This is a genomic window from Treponema zioleckii, from assembly GCF_014737315.1.
In the GTDB taxonomy this organism is placed as follows: Bacteria; Spirochaetota; Spirochaetia; order Treponematales; family Treponemataceae; genus Treponema_D; species Treponema_D zioleckii.
Window position 1 is genome coordinate 30,512 of sequence record NZ_JPUF01000003.1, and the last position, 17,953, is coordinate 48,464.

Genomic DNA, 17,953 nt, shown 5'->3' on the forward strand with positions numbered 1-17,953 from the left:
GAAAAATATATGATTCTCTATTACAATAAAATAATACCTAAAAACGTCTTTAATATTTTTGATGTTTTGGGGAAATCTTAGGATAAAAAAAGTGTGTAACGAATATAAAATTGTACTTCAAGATTCAGATATCCTTTCTCGTATTTGCGGAACCAACGACTCGAATTTAAAACTTATTGAATCACATTTGGGGGTGCCTGTTTTTTCTTATGGGAACGAGCTTTCCATAAATTCGGAAGATCCTCGTTTGTGCGAGCAGTTTAAATTCATAATTGACAGAATTTCTGATGAAATTTCTGAGTGCGGTGAGAGTTCTGTCGATTTGATACAATCTGTGCTTGTTACTGGTGAGCAGACTCGCCAGAATTTTAGTGCCGGAAAATATGCGATTGCGATTCCTGGCGGAACTCACAAAATTTATCCTAAAACGCGTAATCAGGCTGAGCTTGTAAAGGCAATGCGGAAAAATGACTTGGTGTTTGCTGTTGGACCTGCAGGAAGCGGAAAAACTTTTCTTGCCGTGGCGGAGGCGTTGAGTCTTGTTCTTTCAAAAAAAGTGAATTCTATAATCCTTACGCGACCGATTGTGGAGGCGGGGGAGAGTCTTGGGTATTTGCCCGGTGATTTGCAAGATAAAATCAATCCTTATTTAAGACCTCTTTATGACTCTATGAATTCATGCCTTCCTCGTGATATTATGCATAAATTGACTGAGAACGGAATTATAGAGATTGCGCCGCTTGCGTATATGCGGGGACGCACTCTTAATAATTGTGCCGTTATCCTCGATGAGGCTCAGAATACAACAACTGAACAGATGAAAATGTTCCTTACCCGTATGGGTGAGAATGCAAAAGTTTTTATAACCGGAGATGTTACGCAGATTGATCTTCCGAAGAAATTTCGTTCAGGATTGGTTCATGCACTGAGAATTTTGCGTGGAATTCCTGAAATCAGCATTGTGGAGCTTGACGGCTCTGATGTTGTGCGATCGAGACTCGTAAGAAAAATCGTGCAGGCGTATGAAAATGACAGAGCAGATGAATAGTTTGTTTGAAAAACAGCTTTTGGCACATTCAGATGTGCATAATTTTGACAAAGACTCAAAAGATGTCAAAACGGACAACTTTATAAAAAAAGTTTTGCGCGTCGCCTTAAAAAATTGGGGATTTATTCTATTATATATCCTTACTTTTACGGTTGTTGCGGGAATCGTTTATTTTGATGCGAATACCACGGAGATTTTCTTTTCGTACAACGACAAAAAAATGGAAGTTGGTCGAATTTATCTCGGCGACAAGGATATTGTGGCTCCGCGTTCAATGCCTGCCGATGCCGCTTATCCGATTGATATTGAGGAAGGCGAGGTAATCCAAAAAGTCGGTACCGAAATTACGGAAAATGCGATTTTAAAAATCAAAAAAATCTCAGATTCTCCTGTAATTGTTGACTATCGTGTTTTCTGCAACCGGCTTCTTTACCTCCTTCTTTTGTCTGCCTTGTGGATTGTGATTTTTAATCCGATAATTCTTGGTCGCAAACTTCTTGTGAAAGAAGCGATTCTTGAAACTGTCCTTTTTGTTTTTGTGTTCTTTGTGGCTGCTTTTGCAGACAAGGCGACGTTCTTTCAGAGCCCGTTTGCTCTTTCTGTAGTGATTCCGTCAGCATTCAGTGCGTTCCTTGTGTCAATTCTTTTTGGTCAGCATTCAGCTTATCTTTTCTCGGCGGTTATGGGGCTTGGCGTTCTCGGTGCCGCCGACTTCCACATTGTCCCGATGATTTTTACGATTGCTACTGGCGTTTCGGCTTCAAGAATTGTTCGTTCAATCGAAAAAAGAATTGATTTGGTATTTGCGGGGCTGATTCAGGCGCTTCTTGCCTGTGTTTTTGAACTCGTTTTAAAAGTGATTTTTAATGGCGACATGAAAGATGCACCGTTCGTTTTCCCTGGAATTGCGTTTAACGGATTCATTTCGGGAATTCTGGTTTTGGGGCTTCTTACTCCGCTTGAATACATTATGAACACTGCTTCGGTTTTCCGTCTCATGGATTTGAGTGACCAAAATGCAGCTGTTCTTCGAAAAATGCTTGTTGTTGCCGGTGGTACTTACAGCCATTCGATGATGGTTGGAACCCTCGCAGAAAATGCTTGTAAGGCGATTGGCGCAAATCCGCTTCTTGCCCGTGTCGGTGCTTACTATCATGATGTGGGAAAAATGGAGCAGCCGGAATATTTTACAGAAAATAGTCAGAGCGGACATAATCCACATGATGATATTTCGCCTGAACTTTCTGCGCTTATAATTAAGCGCCACGTTCAGAGCAGTCTTGAAAAGGCAAAACAGTTGCGTTTGCCAAAACAAGTTGTTGATATAATCGGCGAGCATCATGGAAACAGCGTGATAGCTTTCTTCTATAATAAGGCTCTTCAAATTGCTGCAAAAACTCATGGCGGAGACACTTCGTCGGTTTCGCTTGAGGATTTTACGTATCCTGGGCGCCCTCCTGTAACGAAAGAAAGTGCTGTCGTAATGCTTGCAGATACGGTTGAGGCTGCTTGCCGTTCCCTCGACAATCCGACGCCAGAAAACATTGAGAAATTTATTGCAAAACTCATTGCTGGAAAAATTGAAGGCCATCAGCTCGACAACTGTCATTTGACTTTTGGCGAACTTACGCTCATAAAAAATGCGTTCCTTCAAATTTTGGTCGGCCATTATCACACGCGTGTTAAGTATCCAAATCAAAAGGATCCTGACGCTGATTCAAAAGATTCTAAGGCGGAAGAAACAAAAAGAATCGAAGCTGCAGAAGATAACTCTGAAAAAAAAGAAAAAGCAGAATCTGAATCGTCTGAAGTTGAAAAAAAAGATGAAATTTCTGAAGATTCAAAAAATCAACTTTCTGAAAGTGCAGAAATTGTTCCTGAAAAAGATGAATCTGATGACGACGATGAAAAAAAGAAAACTTCGGGAATTCTGATTGTCGATCAGAAAGACGTGGAAGGTGATGATTCCGTTTCGCCTGATGATACGACTGTTCGAGAGGAGGATGATAAAAATGAGTAATCGTGTTTTGATTTCTTTGCAGGACGGTTTGCAGGAGCCTGAGTGGCTTTCTAAAATCGAAGATTTTGAAAATAAAGTTCTCGAAAAACTTGGTTATGACGGTGAAGAAATTTCTATTTTCTTCTGCAACGACGAGTTTATTCAGGAATACAATAAGAATGACCGCGGAATAGATGCGCCTACAGATATCCTAGAGTATGAAAATGGAGATTCTTACGAAGACGAGGATGGAAATTCTTGGTTAATTGCCGGTGACATGCTTTTGAGTCTTGAAACTCTTCCCAAAAATGCGGAATATTTTAATGTTTCGGAGAACGAGGAGTTAAAACGCCTTCTGATTCACGGGACGCTGCATTTGAATGGCATGGATCATGGAGAGTCGCACGTTGAGCCTGGAATCATGCCTACGGATGAAATGTTAAAATTACAGGAAGAGGTGCTGAAATCCTTTTCCGAAGTGAAATTAATATAGATGGAAATTTTTATGGGACTTTTTAAATTCGGAAAAAAGAAAGATGAGGACGTAAACTCTAGTAGCCCGGCTAAGTCGGAAAAAATAAAAACAGATTTAGACCGGGCTCAGGAAGAAATTCTTATTGAAGAAAAAAAAGACATGATAAAAGGAATCGAGGATCTTTCTGAAACTTCCGTAAAAGAGGTTATGATTCCGAGAATTGACGTGGATTTTATTTCGATCGACACACCGCTGAATGAGCTTCTCGAAAAAATTTCGGAAAGCGGACATTCGCGTTTTCCGGTTTACAGCGAGTCTATAGATAACGTTGTTGGCGTTCTTTACGTTAAGGATATTATTAAGGCATTTTCTCGAAAGGAAAGTGTTTCTCTTGAAAAAATTATCAGAAAAGCGTATTTCATTCCTGAATCAAAAAAAATCGACGGGCTTCTTCGCGAATTTAAGCGTCGTCATATTCATATTGCGATTGCGATCGATGAATACGGCGGAATTTCTGGTATCGTCTGTATGGAAGATATTATAGAAGAAATTGTCGGCGATATTCAGGACGAATTTGATAATGAGCGCGAGGATATCGTTTCCTTGGGCGAAAACATTTGGCTTTGTGATGCCCGCGTGAATCTTGACGACTTGAACGAAACTATTGGTTCAAAATTCCCAACAGAGGATTTTGATACTCTTGGTGGTTTTGTTTTAGATTTGGTCGGACGTATTCCTGTAAAGTACGAGAAAATTGAGTATGAAAATTACGAGTTCATTGTTCAGGATATGGAAGGTCATAGAGTCAATTTAATAAAAGTTATTAAAAAGACCGATTTAAATTCTGCCGAAGATAAAGAGTAGAAAAAGGACGGATTTCAAAAATTTAGTTCTGGACTGACAAAATAAAACTTGAGAGACGAAAAACATGAAATTTATAAATAAGATTTTTAGTTTGAAGATTATTGCGTTGTTTCTGACATTGAGTTTTTCATCCCAGCTGATTGCCCAACGGTCAAATCAGCAGGGGGCGATGGCTCTTTACAAACAGGGACTCGATAAGCAGAATCATGATGATTTTTATGGTGCTGCCGAGGATTTTCAGCAGGCTCTTCAAGTTAATCCATCTTATGGGGATGCGTGGTTTCATCTCTCCCAGGTGACGTATGCGGTCGGAGATTATTCGCTTGCGTTGACCTATCTTGATTCAGCGGAAAAATATGCAAAAAATCGCAGTGAAATTTTGAATCTTCGCGGAATGATTTATATTTCTCTCGGAAAACTTCCGGAGGCGCGTAAAGTTTTTAACGATATCTTAAAAACTTACCCAAATGACATTGATGCTCGATTTGGTCTTGCGGAACTTGATTTGTATGATGGAAGCGTTATTGGCGCTCAGAAACTTTATTTGGATGCGTTAAAACGTCAAACGAATAACCGAAAGGCGCTTTTGGCATTGGCATTGCTTTCTGCGGAACAGGGCAACGATGCTGCCACAAAGAAATATATCGATCAGGCTCTCCGCTACCATTCAGGCGAGGCAGAAGTTCACTATTTGGCAGCGTACCTTGAAGCAAAGCAAGGAAATCTTGCCGAGGCTGAGCGGCGTGCACGTTCTGCTGTGCAAATCGAAAGTGATTTTACGAATGCATATGTTCTTCTTGCGACTATTCTTTATTCCCAGGACCGTTTTGATGATGTTATAGATGTTTGTGATTTTTTAATCGCCAAAAAACGCAAGACGGGGGAGGCCTGGTATTTAAAAGGTCTCTCGCAGTATAAAAAGGGCGAAATGGAAAATTCTATTGCAACGTGGACGACGGCCCTTACAATCAAACCAGATGATGAGCTTATGCGTGATGCTCTCGAACTTGTGGTAATCGGAAATCTTCCTATTGAGGATTCCCGCCGACCTACATGGGCAAAATATCACATAAAAAAAGCTCGCGATTACGCTAAAGCTTATATGGGTGAAGAGGCTCGTTATGAATATCAGCGGGCGTTAAAGCTTAATCCGAATGATACTGTGGTTCGGGCAGAGTTTGCTGAATTGCTTGCTAAATCTGGTTTGCATGAAATTTATTTGAATCAGATGAAGTTCATTCAGAATCAGCAGAAAGAAAATGGCAAAAATGATTCAACGAAAAAAACTTATGCACAAACTCGAGCAGAGGATATTATTGAATCGTATGAATCTCTGATGAAATATTCGCTTTCGGCAAAATGGAATGTGGATCCTTTCTATCTTGATAAAATCCGTTGGCACATTGGTTTTTATTACACAAAAAACACTTCGCAGTTTTTGCATCCAGAGGCAGAGGAAGTTGTTACAGGTATGGCTGCTGATATTTTTAGTGGAATTGCGACGACTTCGATAGCTGTTCAGAATTCGCCTGTCAAAAACTATGGAGAAGCGTACCGATTGGCTCGTCAGAACAAAATGGACTATTTTGTTCTTATGAAAGTTGAGGAAAGTGAGCGTGAAGTTTCTCTTGATGCTGTAGTTTATTCAGGTCGCACTGGAACTGAAACAACTCGCTTTAATTATTTTAGGACTGGCAATGACAGAGTTTCATCTGTTTTACGTGCATTCAGACGGGATTTGCTTGGCATTCTTCCTGTTCGCGGAAAGATAATTGACAGAAGCGTTAATGAGCTTTTGGTAGACCTTGGAAAAGTTGAGGGAATGAAAGAAGGCGTCGTTCTTGACGTTATAAAAGTTGGTCAAATTCAGACAGAGGACAAAGGTCCTGGCGTAAGATTCAACAGTAAGGATTATCTTGGAAAAATTACAGTTTCTAAAGTTGGCGAAGAAATTTGTCAGGGAACTTTTGAACAGTCTGGATTCTATGACCGGGTAAATGTTGGTGATGAAGTTTTGGTTCGCTCAATGCCTGCCACGACAAATGCAGATGCCGCAGTTTTATCTGATACGGCTCCCGTTGCTGGCGAAAATGGTGACAGAATCCTTCCTGAAGATGGAACTGCAAAAAAACGTTTGAATGCTGAAGAATTGGGCTTGGTAAAAACACCTGCAATCATTGATATGATTCGTGCAATCAGATAGAAGCTTGATAAAAAGGAGACGCTAAAAGTTTACTCAGAAATTAGAGAGTTCTATAGAGCGTTTCCTGCATTTTTTTTTGACAAAACGCGACCTTTCTTAAAGTGAGACGGAAAACTGAAGCTCAAGTTTTTCTAAAAAAAACTTAGTGGAAAACCTACTAGAAGTGCTTTTTTGTCTAAAAAATATTTATAACGTTTTCCCTTATTTGTCGAGTTTGTAAAAATCAAGCGACGAATCAATCCATTTTCTTGCAAGAACAGGTAAATCGTCTTCTACGAAAAGGAACATTGCGATTGCTTGTCTGTAGCGACGGCAATAATATTGCGCTTCGCCAAGATAAAATGCTGCACGGCGGGTAATGTCTGGTTCTCGGTAAATCGAAAGAAATTTTTTTAACTCGTGCACAGAAGTCTGATAGTCTTCCGTTATAAAATGAGTTTTTAGAATCTTGAACAGATAATATCCGTCGCCTTCGGGATTTGAAATCAAATCCTCTTCAAAAATATACGGGAGCAGAACTTTTTTTTTGGAGTTCTGATATTCCATGGAAAGTTCTTTTCCTGCTTGAATCACTTCTGGATTCGTAATTGAAGGTTTTTTGTACAAATCATCGATTAAGTCAAGGTACGGAAGCGGAAGTTCCCGCATTTGCCCTTCGGAATATATTTTTTCTTCTGGCAAAACTGTCATTGTTGAAATTGAATCCGGTTCTGGCTCAGTTTTCTTTTGTTCCTGCATATCTTTGTAAATTTGCTTGGTAAAATCTTTTGAGAGTACGACCGGAGTTACCGTTGCATTTACTGACGGAATTAAAATGTTGTAAAGTGTTCCTGCTTGGGTTCTTGCAACGACGGCATAATAGTAGGTTCCTGAATCTTGAATATTGTCTTCGTATTCCTTTGTGTCTGTGGAAAGTTCCTGGAGAATATTGGCAGAAATCAGCATTCCCTGGTTGATGATAGGTTTTTCGGCACGCATGACGACAATCTTTCTTGCTGAGAAAGTTTCGGACGTGCTCCATGTGAGTTTGACTTTATTCACATCAACTTGCTCCGCTTTTATTGAATTGCAGATTGGTCGGACGTCATTCGTCGTGTTTTGAGAGAAAGTGAGAAAAATATTTAATGAAAAAAACAATAAAATCAAGAGGAATTTTTTAAATTTCATATCTAAATAATGCAATAAAAAATCCCATTTGACAAGATAAATCGTTTGTTTTATTCTATACAAATGTTTGTGTCTGTTGTTCTTGATCCCGGCGGAATGGATTCAGCAAAAGTTATGGCTGCTATTCTCGCTCGATACAGTTTTAAAAAAGTTCAGCGTGCCTGTTGGGAGTGCATGAAGATAAACGAAGGGCAGCTCAGCTCTCTAAAAAGGGAAATTGACGGTGTTACTGATTATTATGACACTGTAAGAATTTACCAGTTTCCTATTGCAGGCAATTTTGCAATAACCGAGTTGCGTCATAAAAAATGGAAGCGTTGTGTCTTGGGGGCTGCTCCAAAAAAATCTTAATAAAATCTTCGCGACGCTAAAAAAATTCCTAAGGAGAAGATATGCTTGAAGAATTGAAAGAACCTATCGAAAAGTTGCAGGAAGATATTAAAAATATTTGGGGGCGTCTTTGACCCTGCTGCAATCGAAAAAAAAATAGCAGAAACAGAAGCTCTTACGAACGAACCTGACTTCTGGAATGATACCGAAAAAGCTCAGAAAGTTATGAACGACTTGAAGCTTTTAAAAGGTCGAATTGAGCCGTGGCGTGAGATTATGCAAGAGGTTGACGACCTTTATACTTTGTATGAGCTTGGAATTGAAGGTAACGACCAGAGCGTTGAAGATGAGGCTCGGCCTCAGCTTGAAGCTTTGCAGAAGAAATTTGAAGACTTGAGCATTTTGAATTTGCTTTCTGGTGAAGTTGACAAAAATGGCTGCTTCTTGACGATTCATTCTGGAGCAGGCGGAACCGAGGCCTGTGACTGGGCCTATATGCTTTCTCGTATGTATATTCGTTGGGCTGAGCGGCACGGATTTAAAATGGAAACAGTTGATTTGCAGGAAGATGAGGGCGGAATCAAAAGTACGACCATTCAGATTTCTGGGGACTATGTTTACGGTCACTTGAAGGGCGAGGCCGGCGTTCACCGCTTGATTCGAATAAGTCCGTTTGATGCTAATGCAAGGCGACACACCTCGTTCGGCTCTGTTTTCGTTTTCCCGATTCTCGATGATACGATAAAAGTTGATATTCGGCCGGAAGATTTGCGCGTTGATACATATCGTTCGGGCGGAAAGGGCGGCCAGCACGTTAACAAGACTGATTCTGCGGTTCGATTTACCCACTTGCCGACCGGAATCGTTGTTCAGTGCGACAGCGAGCGAAGTCAGATTATGAATCGCCAGACTTGTATGAATCTCTTGCGGGCAAAATTGTACGCTTATTATGAAGAGCAACGTGCAAAGGAAACTGCAAAATTTGGTGCCGAAAAAAAAGATATTTCTTGGGGAAACCAAATCAGGACGTATGTTTTCCAGCCATATACGATGGTAAAAGACCACAGGACAAAGTTCGCGGCAGGTGATATTCAGGCTGTTATGGACGGCGACATTGACCAGTTTATTGACGCTTATCTAAAAGCTCAGTGGCAGGGCCTTCCTGTTGGCGGCGAAAATGATGACGAGGATATGTAGTCCTTGTTGGGACATTCTTTTGGAATGAAAATCTTTCGTAAAAAGTCGCTTTTCGTCATTTTTTTATTTTTGATTTTCTCTTTTAAAATCTGTGCTGATGACTGGGTGCTCGCGGCACAGAAATTTACTTTTAAACAACCAAAATCAAATCCTGAAAATCTGACAAAGGCGGCTGAAGTTTTGCCTCAATTGATTTTGGAGCAAATTTCAAAGGGTGGGCTTAGAACTATTCCTGAAAGCGAAACTTTAAATAGAAAACTTTACACGTTGCAGACCGACAGAATTTCACTTTTTTTGCAGCTCTCAAAAGAATTTAAGACGCGCGATGCGCTTGTGCTTTCAAAAAAACGCCCTAAAGACTTGGAAAAAGCACTTTTAGAGCAAAGAAAAAAAAATCAAAGAGATTGAAAAAAAAATAGAAGAGAGTCTTGCCGAAACTGATTCAGAAATTGCGAAAAGTCAAAAGATGATAGAACGCGAAGAAAATCGCAATTCTGAAACTCCTGTTTTGTCTGCGGACGAGACCGAAAAATTAGATGACTCAGAAAAATCTGAAAATGCTGATGACTCCGATAAAAACAGCAGAAAAAAAATAAAAAGTTTCCGTTTCCGTTCCCGTTTTTTCACAAGGATGAAGAAAATAAAATTGTGAGCGAGAACGTCGTTTTGTATCAAAATGATAATAGCAAGCTTTTTGCGCCGACGGAACAGGCTCTTGAAGCCGGCTACGACAGTTGGACTTTTTCAAAAGAAGTTGTTACCGCAAAAATCAACGGACTTGTTACTGGAAAAATCGTGACTTATGGCGAATATGCTGCAATTACAGTTGAAATTTTGACGTATCCAGGTGCAAAGTCAATTGGTACAGTTACGGATGTTGGTTTGATTACGGATTTATTGCCGTTTGCCCGGCGGCTCGTGCAGGGCTTGGCTCCAAAAATAGCGAACAGTCTTCCGATTGAGCTGGAATTTGAAATAGAGCCGCCGGAGGCTCGCGAAAATTGCCGCATTATGGTGGACGGTGTTGTAAAAATCCTAAAATCAAAAGAAATTGAGCCTATGATTGTTGATGCTGGAATCCACACGATAACAATTGAATCTGATGGATTTGAGCGGGCTATGGTGACTTATAAATTTTCTGATGATACGCGCTTTTTTGTTCATGCGGAGTTGCTTCCGGAGGTTTCTGGCTCAGTAAATATTCGCTTAAAAAAATATCGGGACGGAATGTTTTACGCGTTCGGATTGGAATCTGCACCGTATAATGCTGAAAATCCGCAGGCCAAGCTTTCTATTAACGGAAAAAATGTGCTCGGTGTTTTTGAACTTTCTGGCGTTGGTGATGAAGATAAAAACGAAAGTCGGGCGTTCTACAGAATTACGAACGACAAAGCGACGGACGGTGCGAATCTTATTGTGAACGCAAAGCCGTTCGACCGTGCAAAAAATATCGATAAAAGGCGGCGGCGCATGTACACGGCTTACAGCGCACTTATTTGTTCGCTTCCGTTTACTTTTTACTGCACTGGAAGATTCACTTCTGCAAACAATGGATTTTCTTTTGGGCGAGTTGATTATGAGGAAGCTTCAAAATGGCAGAAACGTTCTTATGCTTCCCTTGGCGTAACCGCTGTTTTTGGTACGTGGACTATTTTTGAACTTGTTCGCTATCTTCATGCGGCAAGCCAGGTTCTTCCAGCTGAGGCAAAAATTGACAAAAATCCAGAAGAGGCTTTTGTTCAGTATGGTGCTACCGAAAAACCTGATGCGGAAAACGAACCTTCTGCGGAGCGGTCAGAGAATCTTGTCGGCGGTGAGCGAGAAGAAAATCTGAATGCTGAAAGTGAACCTTCGCCAGAAAAACTGAACTCTGGTGCTGAATGATAAAAGTTTCGGGTACTCCAAAAATAGCCAATTTTCAAGTTTTTGGAGATGTCCTATAATGTGAATACGAAAAGTGGAGAATGGAGAAAAATGGCAAGGTTATCTTTTGTGAACAAAATAAAAGGTTTGTTCGGCGGCAAAAAACTTGACGAAGAATTTTTTGATGAGTTGATTGATGCTCTTGTGGAAGGCGATATCGGTGCAAAGATGGCATATGAAATTGCAGGTGAACTTGAAAAAATCTGCAAAGAGAAAAAAATCCATGATGAGACCGAAATTCGTCTTGAATTAAAAAAATTGCTTTTGGGATATGTAAAATCTGTTCAGTTTGCCCCAGAAAAAGGAAAAGTGAATATTTTTATGCTTTTGGGCGTAAACGGTGTTGGAAAGACAACTTCGGTTGCAAAACTTGCAAATTATTTTAAGAATCAGGGTGAAAATGTAATTATGGCAGCTGCGGACACATTCCGTGCGGCTGCGGAAGAACAACTTGAAATGCACGGTGAGCGTCTTGGAATCCGTGTTGTGGCGCATCAGCATGGCGGCGACCCTAGTGCGGTTGTTTTTGATGCGGCAGACTCTGCTCGTGCGAATGGCGGTGCGCTTGTGCTCGCGGACACTGCTGGTCGCTTGCACAACAAAGAAAACCTTGTTCGCGAGCTTCAAAAAATCGACAGAATTGCAGGGCAAAAAGCTGATGCTGGCTGTTACAGAAAATTTATCGTAATTGACGCGACTACAGGGCAAAATGCTTTGCGTCAGGCGGAAGTTTTTAAGGAAGCTGTTGGCGTTGATGGCGTTATCCTTACAAAATACGATTCGACGGCACGGGGCGGAGTGGCTTTTTCGGTGGGAAAGGAACTCGGAATTCCTGTTGCCTACGTTTGCACTGGCGAAAAATACGAGAATATTCAGACTTTTGACCCGGAATCTTACACCAACGAATTTTTGGGACTCTAATTTTGCGTAAACTTTGCGGAATCGTTTTGTTTTTTGTTTCTCTGAGCTGTGCGCCCCTTTTTGCGAGGGAGGCTACACTGCAAGAAATTTGCTTTGAACTTGTGCGCTACAACAAGACTAAAAATTCTGCGTTTCCGCTGGCAAAAGTTTTTTCAAAAATTACGAAATATTCTTCGGATTCGTTTGCTGTTCCAATTTTCGATGCTGAGAATCGGGTTTTCTTGTACAAAATCGAAAAAATCATGCCCCAAAAAATCGGTGTGCTCGATTCTTCGTTTTCGGCAGAAGATGTTTTTTCTTACGAGGAAATGCTTTCTTCTGAGCCGCCGCTTGTCGGAAGCTGGGTAAATCCTCTCATTATGGCGATTCACTCTTCAGACAAGGAATTAAAGTGGCCGAGAATCACGGAAAGTTTTGAGTATGTTTCTGATATCGGTGTTGTGAATTTGCTTGATGAAGAGGATTCTGGAACGTCGTTCAAAGATAAAGAGGGACGAATCAGGCGCTACGTTTTTGGAGATGAGCAAATGGCGATTTCTGAATTTGACGGTTTTCGCTACGTTGTTTCGTCGTACAAAAATCGGGTTACGAGAAGGTCGTTTGATGAATCTCTTCGGGTCGTAAAATCCGAGGAATTTTCTTTGGGCAGTTCGGCTTCAAATTTGTCGCTTTCTGTTCAAAAAAATTATTATTATAAAGAAGGGGCCAACAAGCCGTATTGGTATCTTGAAATCAACAATGCGGCAAAAACTAAAACAGAGGCTTTCTACAATTTGCAGGGGTTTCCTTCAATAGTTGACGAATATCATTTTGTTTCGACAGATGAAAAAAAAGGTGAGGGAGAATACGTTCACGATAAAAAAAGCTACCTCACTTATGATTCGGAGAACCGTGTAAAATCAGACAGAAGCACTTCCTGGTTTTATGGAAAGACTTCTGGCGGAAAATCTTACACGGATGTCATAAATTCTTCATATATTTATACTTATACAACCAAGAGCGACGCTCCGGACTTTATTTATTATGAAGACGATGTTTTGCGGGTAAAGCGAGTTTATTCTGCGCAAATGAATTATAAAGAGACCATAAATTTTGACGAAGGATTTTCTGTTGAAGCTGAATACGTTAACGGAGTTCGTTCTGCAGAAACTGTATTCTACAATTCAATACCAATCCGAAGGAGAACCTTTGAATACTAAAAAGACTGAATTCAAAAAAAATAATTCATCACATAAAAATCTTTTTTCCTCGCTGCATTGGATTTTTTTTGTTTCACGACGATTTTCTCGCGTTGACAGAAAAGGTCGTTCGGCCGTTACATCATTTTTGGCATCACTGGGAATTTGTTTTGGCGTAATGACTTTGATTGTCGTAATAAGCGTAATGAACGGCTTTCAGATGAGTTTTATCGATTCGATTATGGAAATCAGTTCGTACCATCTTCGTGTTGAAAATGTGGATGATTCTGTTCGTAAGGATTTTTTGAATTTTTGCGAAGAAAATAATTTGGTTGTTTCGTGCACGCCGTTTTACGAGGCTCAGTCACTTTCTGTCGGAAAAAACTTAAAGCAGACTGCCGTTTTGGTTCGTGCTGTTCCAAAAAATGTTTTTGAGACTGACAGCGGATTTAAAAAAGAAATGCAGATTTGGGCCGGCGAATTTGATCTTAATGAAGACGACTCAATTGTTGTCGGGTCTGAAGTAGCACGCAGGCTCGGAGTTCGTGTCGGAAGTCATGTGAACCTTTTTGCGCTTTCCGGCGGAACGGACGTAGATCTTTTTTCTTCGGACAGAAATTTTACGGTCACGGGAATTTTTAGAAGCGGATATGCGGACATTAACGCTACTTACGCTTTTATAAATCTTGAGGACGGAAAAAAATATTTTGGTTCTGCCGCAAATTTAATTTACGGATTAAAATTGACGGACACCGGCTCTGATTCCAGAGTGATTTCTATTTTAAAAGAAAAATTTCCATCAGTAAAAATTGAGTCCTGGAAGTCTTACAACCGTTCGTTTTTTGGTGCGCTCCGCGTGGAAAAAAATATGCTCATGCTTTTGGTGTTCTTGATTTTTGTGGTTGTTGGCATAAATATTTTTAACGGAATGCGAAGAATTGTTTACGAGCGTCGTGAAGAAATCAGTGTCCTTGCGGCTTTTGGCGGAAAAAAATCACTGATTCAGTCAATTTTTGTCATGCAAGGTTTTCTTACCGGGGCTTTCGGTGCCATACCGGGACTCGCTCTTGGACTTTTGATAAGCTCACGAATGGCTGACGTTTTTAGGCTTATGGCAAAAATCGTTCATTATTTTGAGCTTTTTTTTACGATGCTTACAAATCCGCAGTACGCAATGTATTTGCGGGAAAATCCGATGTTCAGGCTTTATGCCAACATTCCGCCGAGAATTGTTCCGACAGAGATTCTGCTTATAACAGTGTTCGGAATTTTTTCTTCGCTGTTTGCGAGCTGGAACGCCAGCCGTGCCGTTTTAAAAATGACTGTTGCAGAGGTGATGAGAGATGAATAATGAAATCATTCAGAATGAAAATTTTACAAATAAAATAATCGAAATCCGAAATCTCGAAAAAACGTACAAAACCGAAAGCGAGACTTTGACGATTTTAAAAGATCTGAATTTTGACGTTGAACGCGGGAAAAAAATCACGATTGTCGGTCAGAGCGGAAGCGGAAAAAGCACTTTTTTGAATATTTTGGGCGGGCTTGACAACGCCACATCGGGTTCCGTAAAAGTTGACGAATTTGAGATAACTTCTCTTGACGAAGATTCTCTCACAAAATATCGTTCGCAGTTTTTGGGGCTGATTTTTCAGTTTCACTATCTTTTAAAAGATTTTACGGCTCTTGAAAATGTTTTTTTGCCGGCGATTATGGCTGGAAAATCAAAAAAACTTGCCAGCGAAAAAGCGCTTTCTCTTTTGAACGACGTTGGGCTTTCTTCGAGAGTTAATCATTTGCCTTCGGAACTTTCGGGTGGCGAAAGACAGCGCGTTGCGGTTGCTCGTGCTCTTATGAACGATCCTGAGCTTATTCTTGCCGACGAGCCGACCGGAAACCTTGACCCTGCAAATGCCGCAATGATTGGAGAGCTGCTTTTTTCAATGGCAGAAAAATATAAAAAAACGCTGATTCTTGTAACGCACGACATGTCGCTCGCAAAAAACGGTGATTTTTGTTATTCAATAAAAAACGGACATTTTACAAATGAAAACTAGTGCGTCTTTTTTATTTTGTCATTCAGACTGCTATTTCCTCGAACCGGAAAAAAATCCAATGCCCGCCGAAGCCTTATCGGTGCGTTTTTCTGCATCGGATTGAGCCTTGTGCCACTCGTAATGGTGCTTTCTGTTTCTGACGGAATGATAAAAGGCATTACCGAACGAATGATTGGTTTGAGTTCAAGCCATGCAAGTTGTTTTTTTTCTCCCATGTTTGAAGGCGAACTTGATTCTGAAAATCTTTATGCGGTTGCAGAAAAATTTAAAAACGAGCCGGGCATAACGAATGCTTATCCTGAAGTCCGTGGAATCGGGCTTGCTTCTTCCCTTGCCGGTCGCACGGGCGCTACGATTAGGGCGGTTACGAAAAACGCTTTTGAAGAAAATGCATCGTATAAAAAACTTTTTAAGATAATAGAAGGTTCTGCGTCTTTGCAAGAAAAAAATAGTGCCGTAATCGGAGAAAAATTGGCTAAAACTCTGAATCTTTCTGCGGGAAAGACTTTAAGGCTCATAACTAGCCGTGAAGGAGCGGACGGAAAAATTCTTCCAAAAATAACGTCGCTAAAAGTTGCGGGAATCGTTTCTAGCGGTTATCAGGAACTTGACGCGTTGTGGCTTTTTATCCCGCTCGAAATGGGACTTTCAATTCTCCCGGTTTCGTCTTCAGAAATTTTTGTAGGAATCGAAACTCCTGATGCTTACAGTATTGAGCTTGACAAAACTGTGAGCCGGTTTGAAGAAAAGTTTGGTGACCAATTTGAAATTTACAAATGGAACGAGATGAACGTTGCCGAATACGAGAATTTTGCGTCGACGCAAATCATGCTTTTGTTCATCATGCTTTTAATCGTTCTCGTCGCTTCGGTAAACATTTCGAGCGCGCTTGTAATGCTTGTAATGGAGCGGCGAAAAGAAATCGCGATTCTAAAAAGTCTTGGTTCTTCTCCCTCTGAAATTGCACTTTCTTTTTTGCTGACGGGGCTTGCCACCGGAGGAGCTGGAGTTTTGATTGGAATTCCGGCAGGGCTTTTTTGCGCTGCGAATTTTAATTGGATTCTTACAAAAATCGAAATTTTTGTGAACTATTTTGTGGAATTTATTTATCTTGCTGTGAATGGAAATGTCGAGAATTTTACGCACATAAATCTTCTTGACCCGGCGTTTTATTTGCAGGAAATTCCGCTTTCGATTCCTTTGGGACAGCTTATAATAATTACGGCGGGCACGCTGATTCTTTCGCTTTTGGTGAGTGCGCTCCCGGCATTAAAAGCTGGAAAAGAAAAACCTATAGACGTTTTGAGGAAAATTTAGCTACTTTAAAGATATTGCGAAGTGAATTATTATTTAGCTCAGATTGTTTTGGTTTCTAAGTGATTTTATAGGAAGTTTTTATGATTTGTGATTTATGTCAGGAACACGAGGCTGTTCTTTTTATTGAGCAAGCGAATGTAGAAAACAAACGAAAATTGAATCTTTGTATTGAATGTGCAAAAAAATATGGAATCACGCCAGAGTCAAAAAGTATCGGAAAATCTCTGGCTTTGCTTTTTGACACGTTCGCCAAAGCTGTCGGAAAAAAAGCTTCCGAGGATGAAAAAAAATTGTGCCCGGTTTGCGGGGCAAGTCTTGCATTTATCAAAATGAATCGTGCGGCTGGCTGCCCTGAGTGCTATTCGATTTTCAAAAATGATATAAGCGAAATCTTTAAGAATATCGGGGTTACTTCAAAATATGCGGGAACAATGCCGAAACGATTAAAGAATTTCCGTTCGGTGCTCACGGACAGAATCGTTATTCAGTCAAAACTCGAAGAATCTCTTAAAAACGAAGATTACGAAAAGGCTGCGATTTACCGTGATTATCTGAGAGCTTTGGAAAAATCGCCAGTGGCAGAAGGAGGATTTGAAGATGGCAAATGATGCTTGGTACACTGAAAGTGGGCCTGACAACGACGTTGTTCTTTCCACCAGAGTTCGTTTTGCCCGCGATCTTGCGAATTTTCCTTTTCCTGTAAAATTTAAGGATGATGATGCCCAGCGCGTGCGAACCCTCGTTTTTGATTCATTTTCCCATTTTTCGGATCCTGATTGCTATCAGGCTGTTCTTACTTCCGACCTTGACGAAATGGGCAGGCAGATTCTTTGCGAGCGCGGTGTTTTGGAGCGTTCCACACCGATTTCTGACGGCACTGGAATTGTAATAAAAACGGACGGAACGATTTCTTGCCTTGTAAATGACAACGACCATGTTCGGATTTCTTCGTTTGTGGCTGGTTTTGACGGAAAAAAGGCCTTTGAACTTTGCAAGGCCGTTGATGATGAGATGCAGAATTCTGTTCAGTTTGCGGCAAGCTACGATTGGGGATTTTTAACTTCCTCGTTGAATGACTGTGGCAGCGGAATGAAAGTTTCTTGCAGGGTTCACCTGCCGACTCTTTCATTTTCTGAAAAAAATCGGGGAGCTTTTTAAAGAACTTTCAGAAAAAAATATCGTCATAAAAGATTGCTACGGAGTTGGCGGACTAAAATCTTCATCTCTCGGATTCTTTTACCAGATTTCAACAAAATCGGCGCAGTCTGGCTCCG

Annotated in this window: 17 protein-coding genes; 16 read left to right on the top strand and 1 reads right to left on the bottom strand. The window is 40.7% G+C overall.

What is annotated here, in order from left to right; genetic code table 11:
• Positions 1-91 precede the first annotated feature (91 nt).
• From JI65_RS01590 to JI65_RS01610, 5 genes are all read left to right on the top strand, one after another.
• Entirely contained in the window at positions 92-1,048 is a 957-nt protein-coding gene (locus JI65_RS01590; protein WP_242457126.1) for a PhoH family protein, read from the top strand.
• The gene (locus tag JI65_RS01595) at positions 1,023-3,068 is read left to right on the top strand and encodes an HDIG domain-containing metalloprotein (RefSeq protein ID WP_191013628.1); all 2,046 of its coding nucleotides are present in this window, start codon (positions 1,023-1,025) and stop codon (positions 3,066-3,068) included. The genes JI65_RS01590 and JI65_RS01595 overlap by 26 nt, the downstream gene beginning before the upstream one ends.
• Positions 3,061-3,540, top strand: coding sequence for an rRNA maturation RNase YbeY (gene ybeY, locus JI65_RS01600; protein WP_191013629.1), 480 nt, complete (start codon positions 3,061-3,063; stop codon positions 3,538-3,540). Before JI65_RS01595 ends, ybeY begins: the two co-directional genes overlap by 8 nt.
• Positions 3,541-3,552: 12 nt before the next feature.
• The gene (locus tag JI65_RS01605) at positions 3,553-4,386 is read left to right on the top strand and encodes a hemolysin family protein (protein WP_191013630.1); all 834 of its coding nucleotides are present in this window, start codon (positions 3,553-3,555) and stop codon (positions 4,384-4,386) included.
• A 64-nt stretch (positions 4,387-4,450) separates the two neighbouring features.
• Entirely contained in the window at positions 4,451-6,589 is a 2,139-nt protein-coding gene (locus JI65_RS01610; protein ID WP_191013631.1) for a tetratricopeptide repeat protein, read from the top strand.
• 201 nt (positions 6,590-6,790) lie between these two features.
• Here JI65_RS01610 and JI65_RS01615 read toward each other — a convergent pair whose 3' ends face one another.
• Positions 6,791-7,630 (bottom strand): tetratricopeptide repeat protein, encoded by an 840-nt coding sequence (locus tag JI65_RS01615; RefSeq protein WP_191013632.1) that lies wholly within the window; start codon positions 7,628-7,630, stop codon positions 6,791-6,793.
• Between the two features lie 189 nt (positions 7,631-7,819).
• On the opposite strand from JI65_RS01615, the gene JI65_RS01620 reads away from it, so the two are divergent.
• The 11 genes from JI65_RS01620 (at position 7,820) to JI65_RS01670 (ending at position 17,837) form a co-directional block, all read left to right on the top strand.
• The gene (locus tag JI65_RS01620; RefSeq protein ID WP_191013699.1) at positions 7,820-8,107 is read left to right on the top strand and encodes a CRISPR-associated endonuclease Cas2; all 288 of its coding nucleotides are present in this window, start codon (positions 7,820-7,822) and stop codon (positions 8,105-8,107) included.
• A gap of 41 nt (positions 8,108-8,148) precedes the next feature.
• Positions 8,149-9,283 (top strand): peptide chain release factor 2 gene (gene prfB / locus JI65_RS01625; protein WP_242457127.1). Its coding sequence is split into 2 segments (ribosomal slippage): positions 8,149-8,217 and positions 8,219-9,283, totalling 1,134 coding nucleotides; the frame shifts between segments, so codons are not numbered across the junction.
• Between the two features lie 24 nt (positions 9,284-9,307).
• Entirely contained in the window at positions 9,308-9,691 is a 384-nt protein-coding gene (locus tag JI65_RS01630) for a hypothetical protein (protein ID WP_191013633.1), read from the top strand.
• Positions 9,692-9,931: 240 nt separating this feature from the next.
• A complete protein-coding gene (locus JI65_RS01635; protein ID WP_191013634.1) occupies positions 9,932-11,167 on the top strand; it encodes a hypothetical protein in 1,236 nt (411 codons plus the stop codon).
• A gap of 90 nt (positions 11,168-11,257) precedes the next feature.
• Positions 11,258-12,127, top strand: a complete 870-nt coding sequence (gene ftsY / locus JI65_RS01640; RefSeq protein WP_191013635.1) for a signal recognition particle-docking protein FtsY — start codon at positions 11,258-11,260, stop codon at positions 12,125-12,127.
• Between the two features lie 2 nt (positions 12,128-12,129).
• A complete protein-coding gene (locus JI65_RS01645; RefSeq protein WP_191013636.1) occupies positions 12,130-13,326 on the top strand; it encodes a hypothetical protein in 1,197 nt (398 codons plus the stop codon).
• A complete protein-coding gene (locus tag JI65_RS01650) occupies positions 13,316-14,656 on the top strand; it encodes an ABC transporter permease (RefSeq protein ID WP_242457128.1) in 1,341 nt (446 codons plus the stop codon). The genes JI65_RS01645 and JI65_RS01650 overlap by 11 nt, the downstream gene beginning before the upstream one ends.
• Entirely contained in the window at positions 14,649-15,362 is a 714-nt protein-coding gene (locus JI65_RS01655) for an ABC transporter ATP-binding protein (RefSeq protein WP_191013637.1), read from the top strand. Before JI65_RS01650 ends, JI65_RS01655 begins: the two co-directional genes overlap by 8 nt.
• A 15-nt stretch (positions 15,363-15,377) precedes the next feature.
• Positions 15,378-16,679 carry an ABC transporter permease gene (locus JI65_RS01660; protein WP_242457129.1) on the top strand — a complete coding sequence of 434 codons (1,302 nt, stop codon included), beginning with the start codon at positions 15,378-15,380 and terminating at the stop codon, positions 16,677-16,679.
• Between the two features lie 80 nt (positions 16,680-16,759).
• Positions 16,760-17,287, top strand: coding sequence for a UvrB/UvrC motif-containing protein (locus JI65_RS01665; protein ID WP_191013638.1), 528 nt, complete (start codon positions 16,760-16,762; stop codon positions 17,285-17,287).
• Positions 17,277-17,837, top strand: coding sequence for an ATP--guanido phosphotransferase (locus JI65_RS01670; RefSeq protein WP_191013639.1), 561 nt, complete (start codon positions 17,277-17,279; stop codon positions 17,835-17,837). Before JI65_RS01665 ends, JI65_RS01670 begins: the two co-directional genes overlap by 11 nt.
• Positions 17,838-17,953: the final 116 nt, after the last annotated feature.

Bases quoted from the DNA above. Each gene is read 5' to 3' on its own strand.
- JI65_RS01595 (WP_191013628.1), top strand. From the start codon at position 1,023: ATGAAAATGACAGAGCAGATGAATAGTTTGTTTGAAAAACAGCTTTTG.
- ybeY (WP_191013629.1), top strand. From the start codon at position 3,061: ATGAGTAATCGTGTTTTGATTTCTTTGCAGGACGGTTTGCAGGAGCCT.
- JI65_RS01605 (WP_191013630.1), top strand. From the start codon at position 3,553: ATGGGACTTTTTAAATTCGGAAAAAAGAAAGATGAGGACGTAAACTCT.
- JI65_RS01610 (WP_191013631.1), top strand. From the start codon at position 4,451: ATGAAATTTATAAATAAGATTTTTAGTTTGAAGATTATTGCGTTGTTT.
- JI65_RS01620 (WP_191013699.1), top strand. From the start codon at position 7,820: ATGTTTGTGTCTGTTGTTCTTGATCCCGGCGGAATGGATTCAGCAAAA.
- JI65_RS01630 (WP_191013633.1), top strand. From the start codon at position 9,308: ATGAAAATCTTTCGTAAAAAGTCGCTTTTCGTCATTTTTTTATTTTTG.
- ftsY (WP_191013635.1), top strand. From the start codon at position 11,258: ATGGCAAGGTTATCTTTTGTGAACAAAATAAAAGGTTTGTTCGGCGGC.
- JI65_RS01655 (WP_191013637.1), top strand. From the start codon at position 14,649: ATGAATAATGAAATCATTCAGAATGAAAATTTTACAAATAAAATAATC.
- JI65_RS01665 (WP_191013638.1), top strand. From the start codon at position 16,760: ATGATTTGTGATTTATGTCAGGAACACGAGGCTGTTCTTTTTATTGAG.
- JI65_RS01670 (WP_191013639.1), top strand. From the start codon at position 17,277: ATGGCAAATGATGCTTGGTACACTGAAAGTGGGCCTGACAACGACGTT.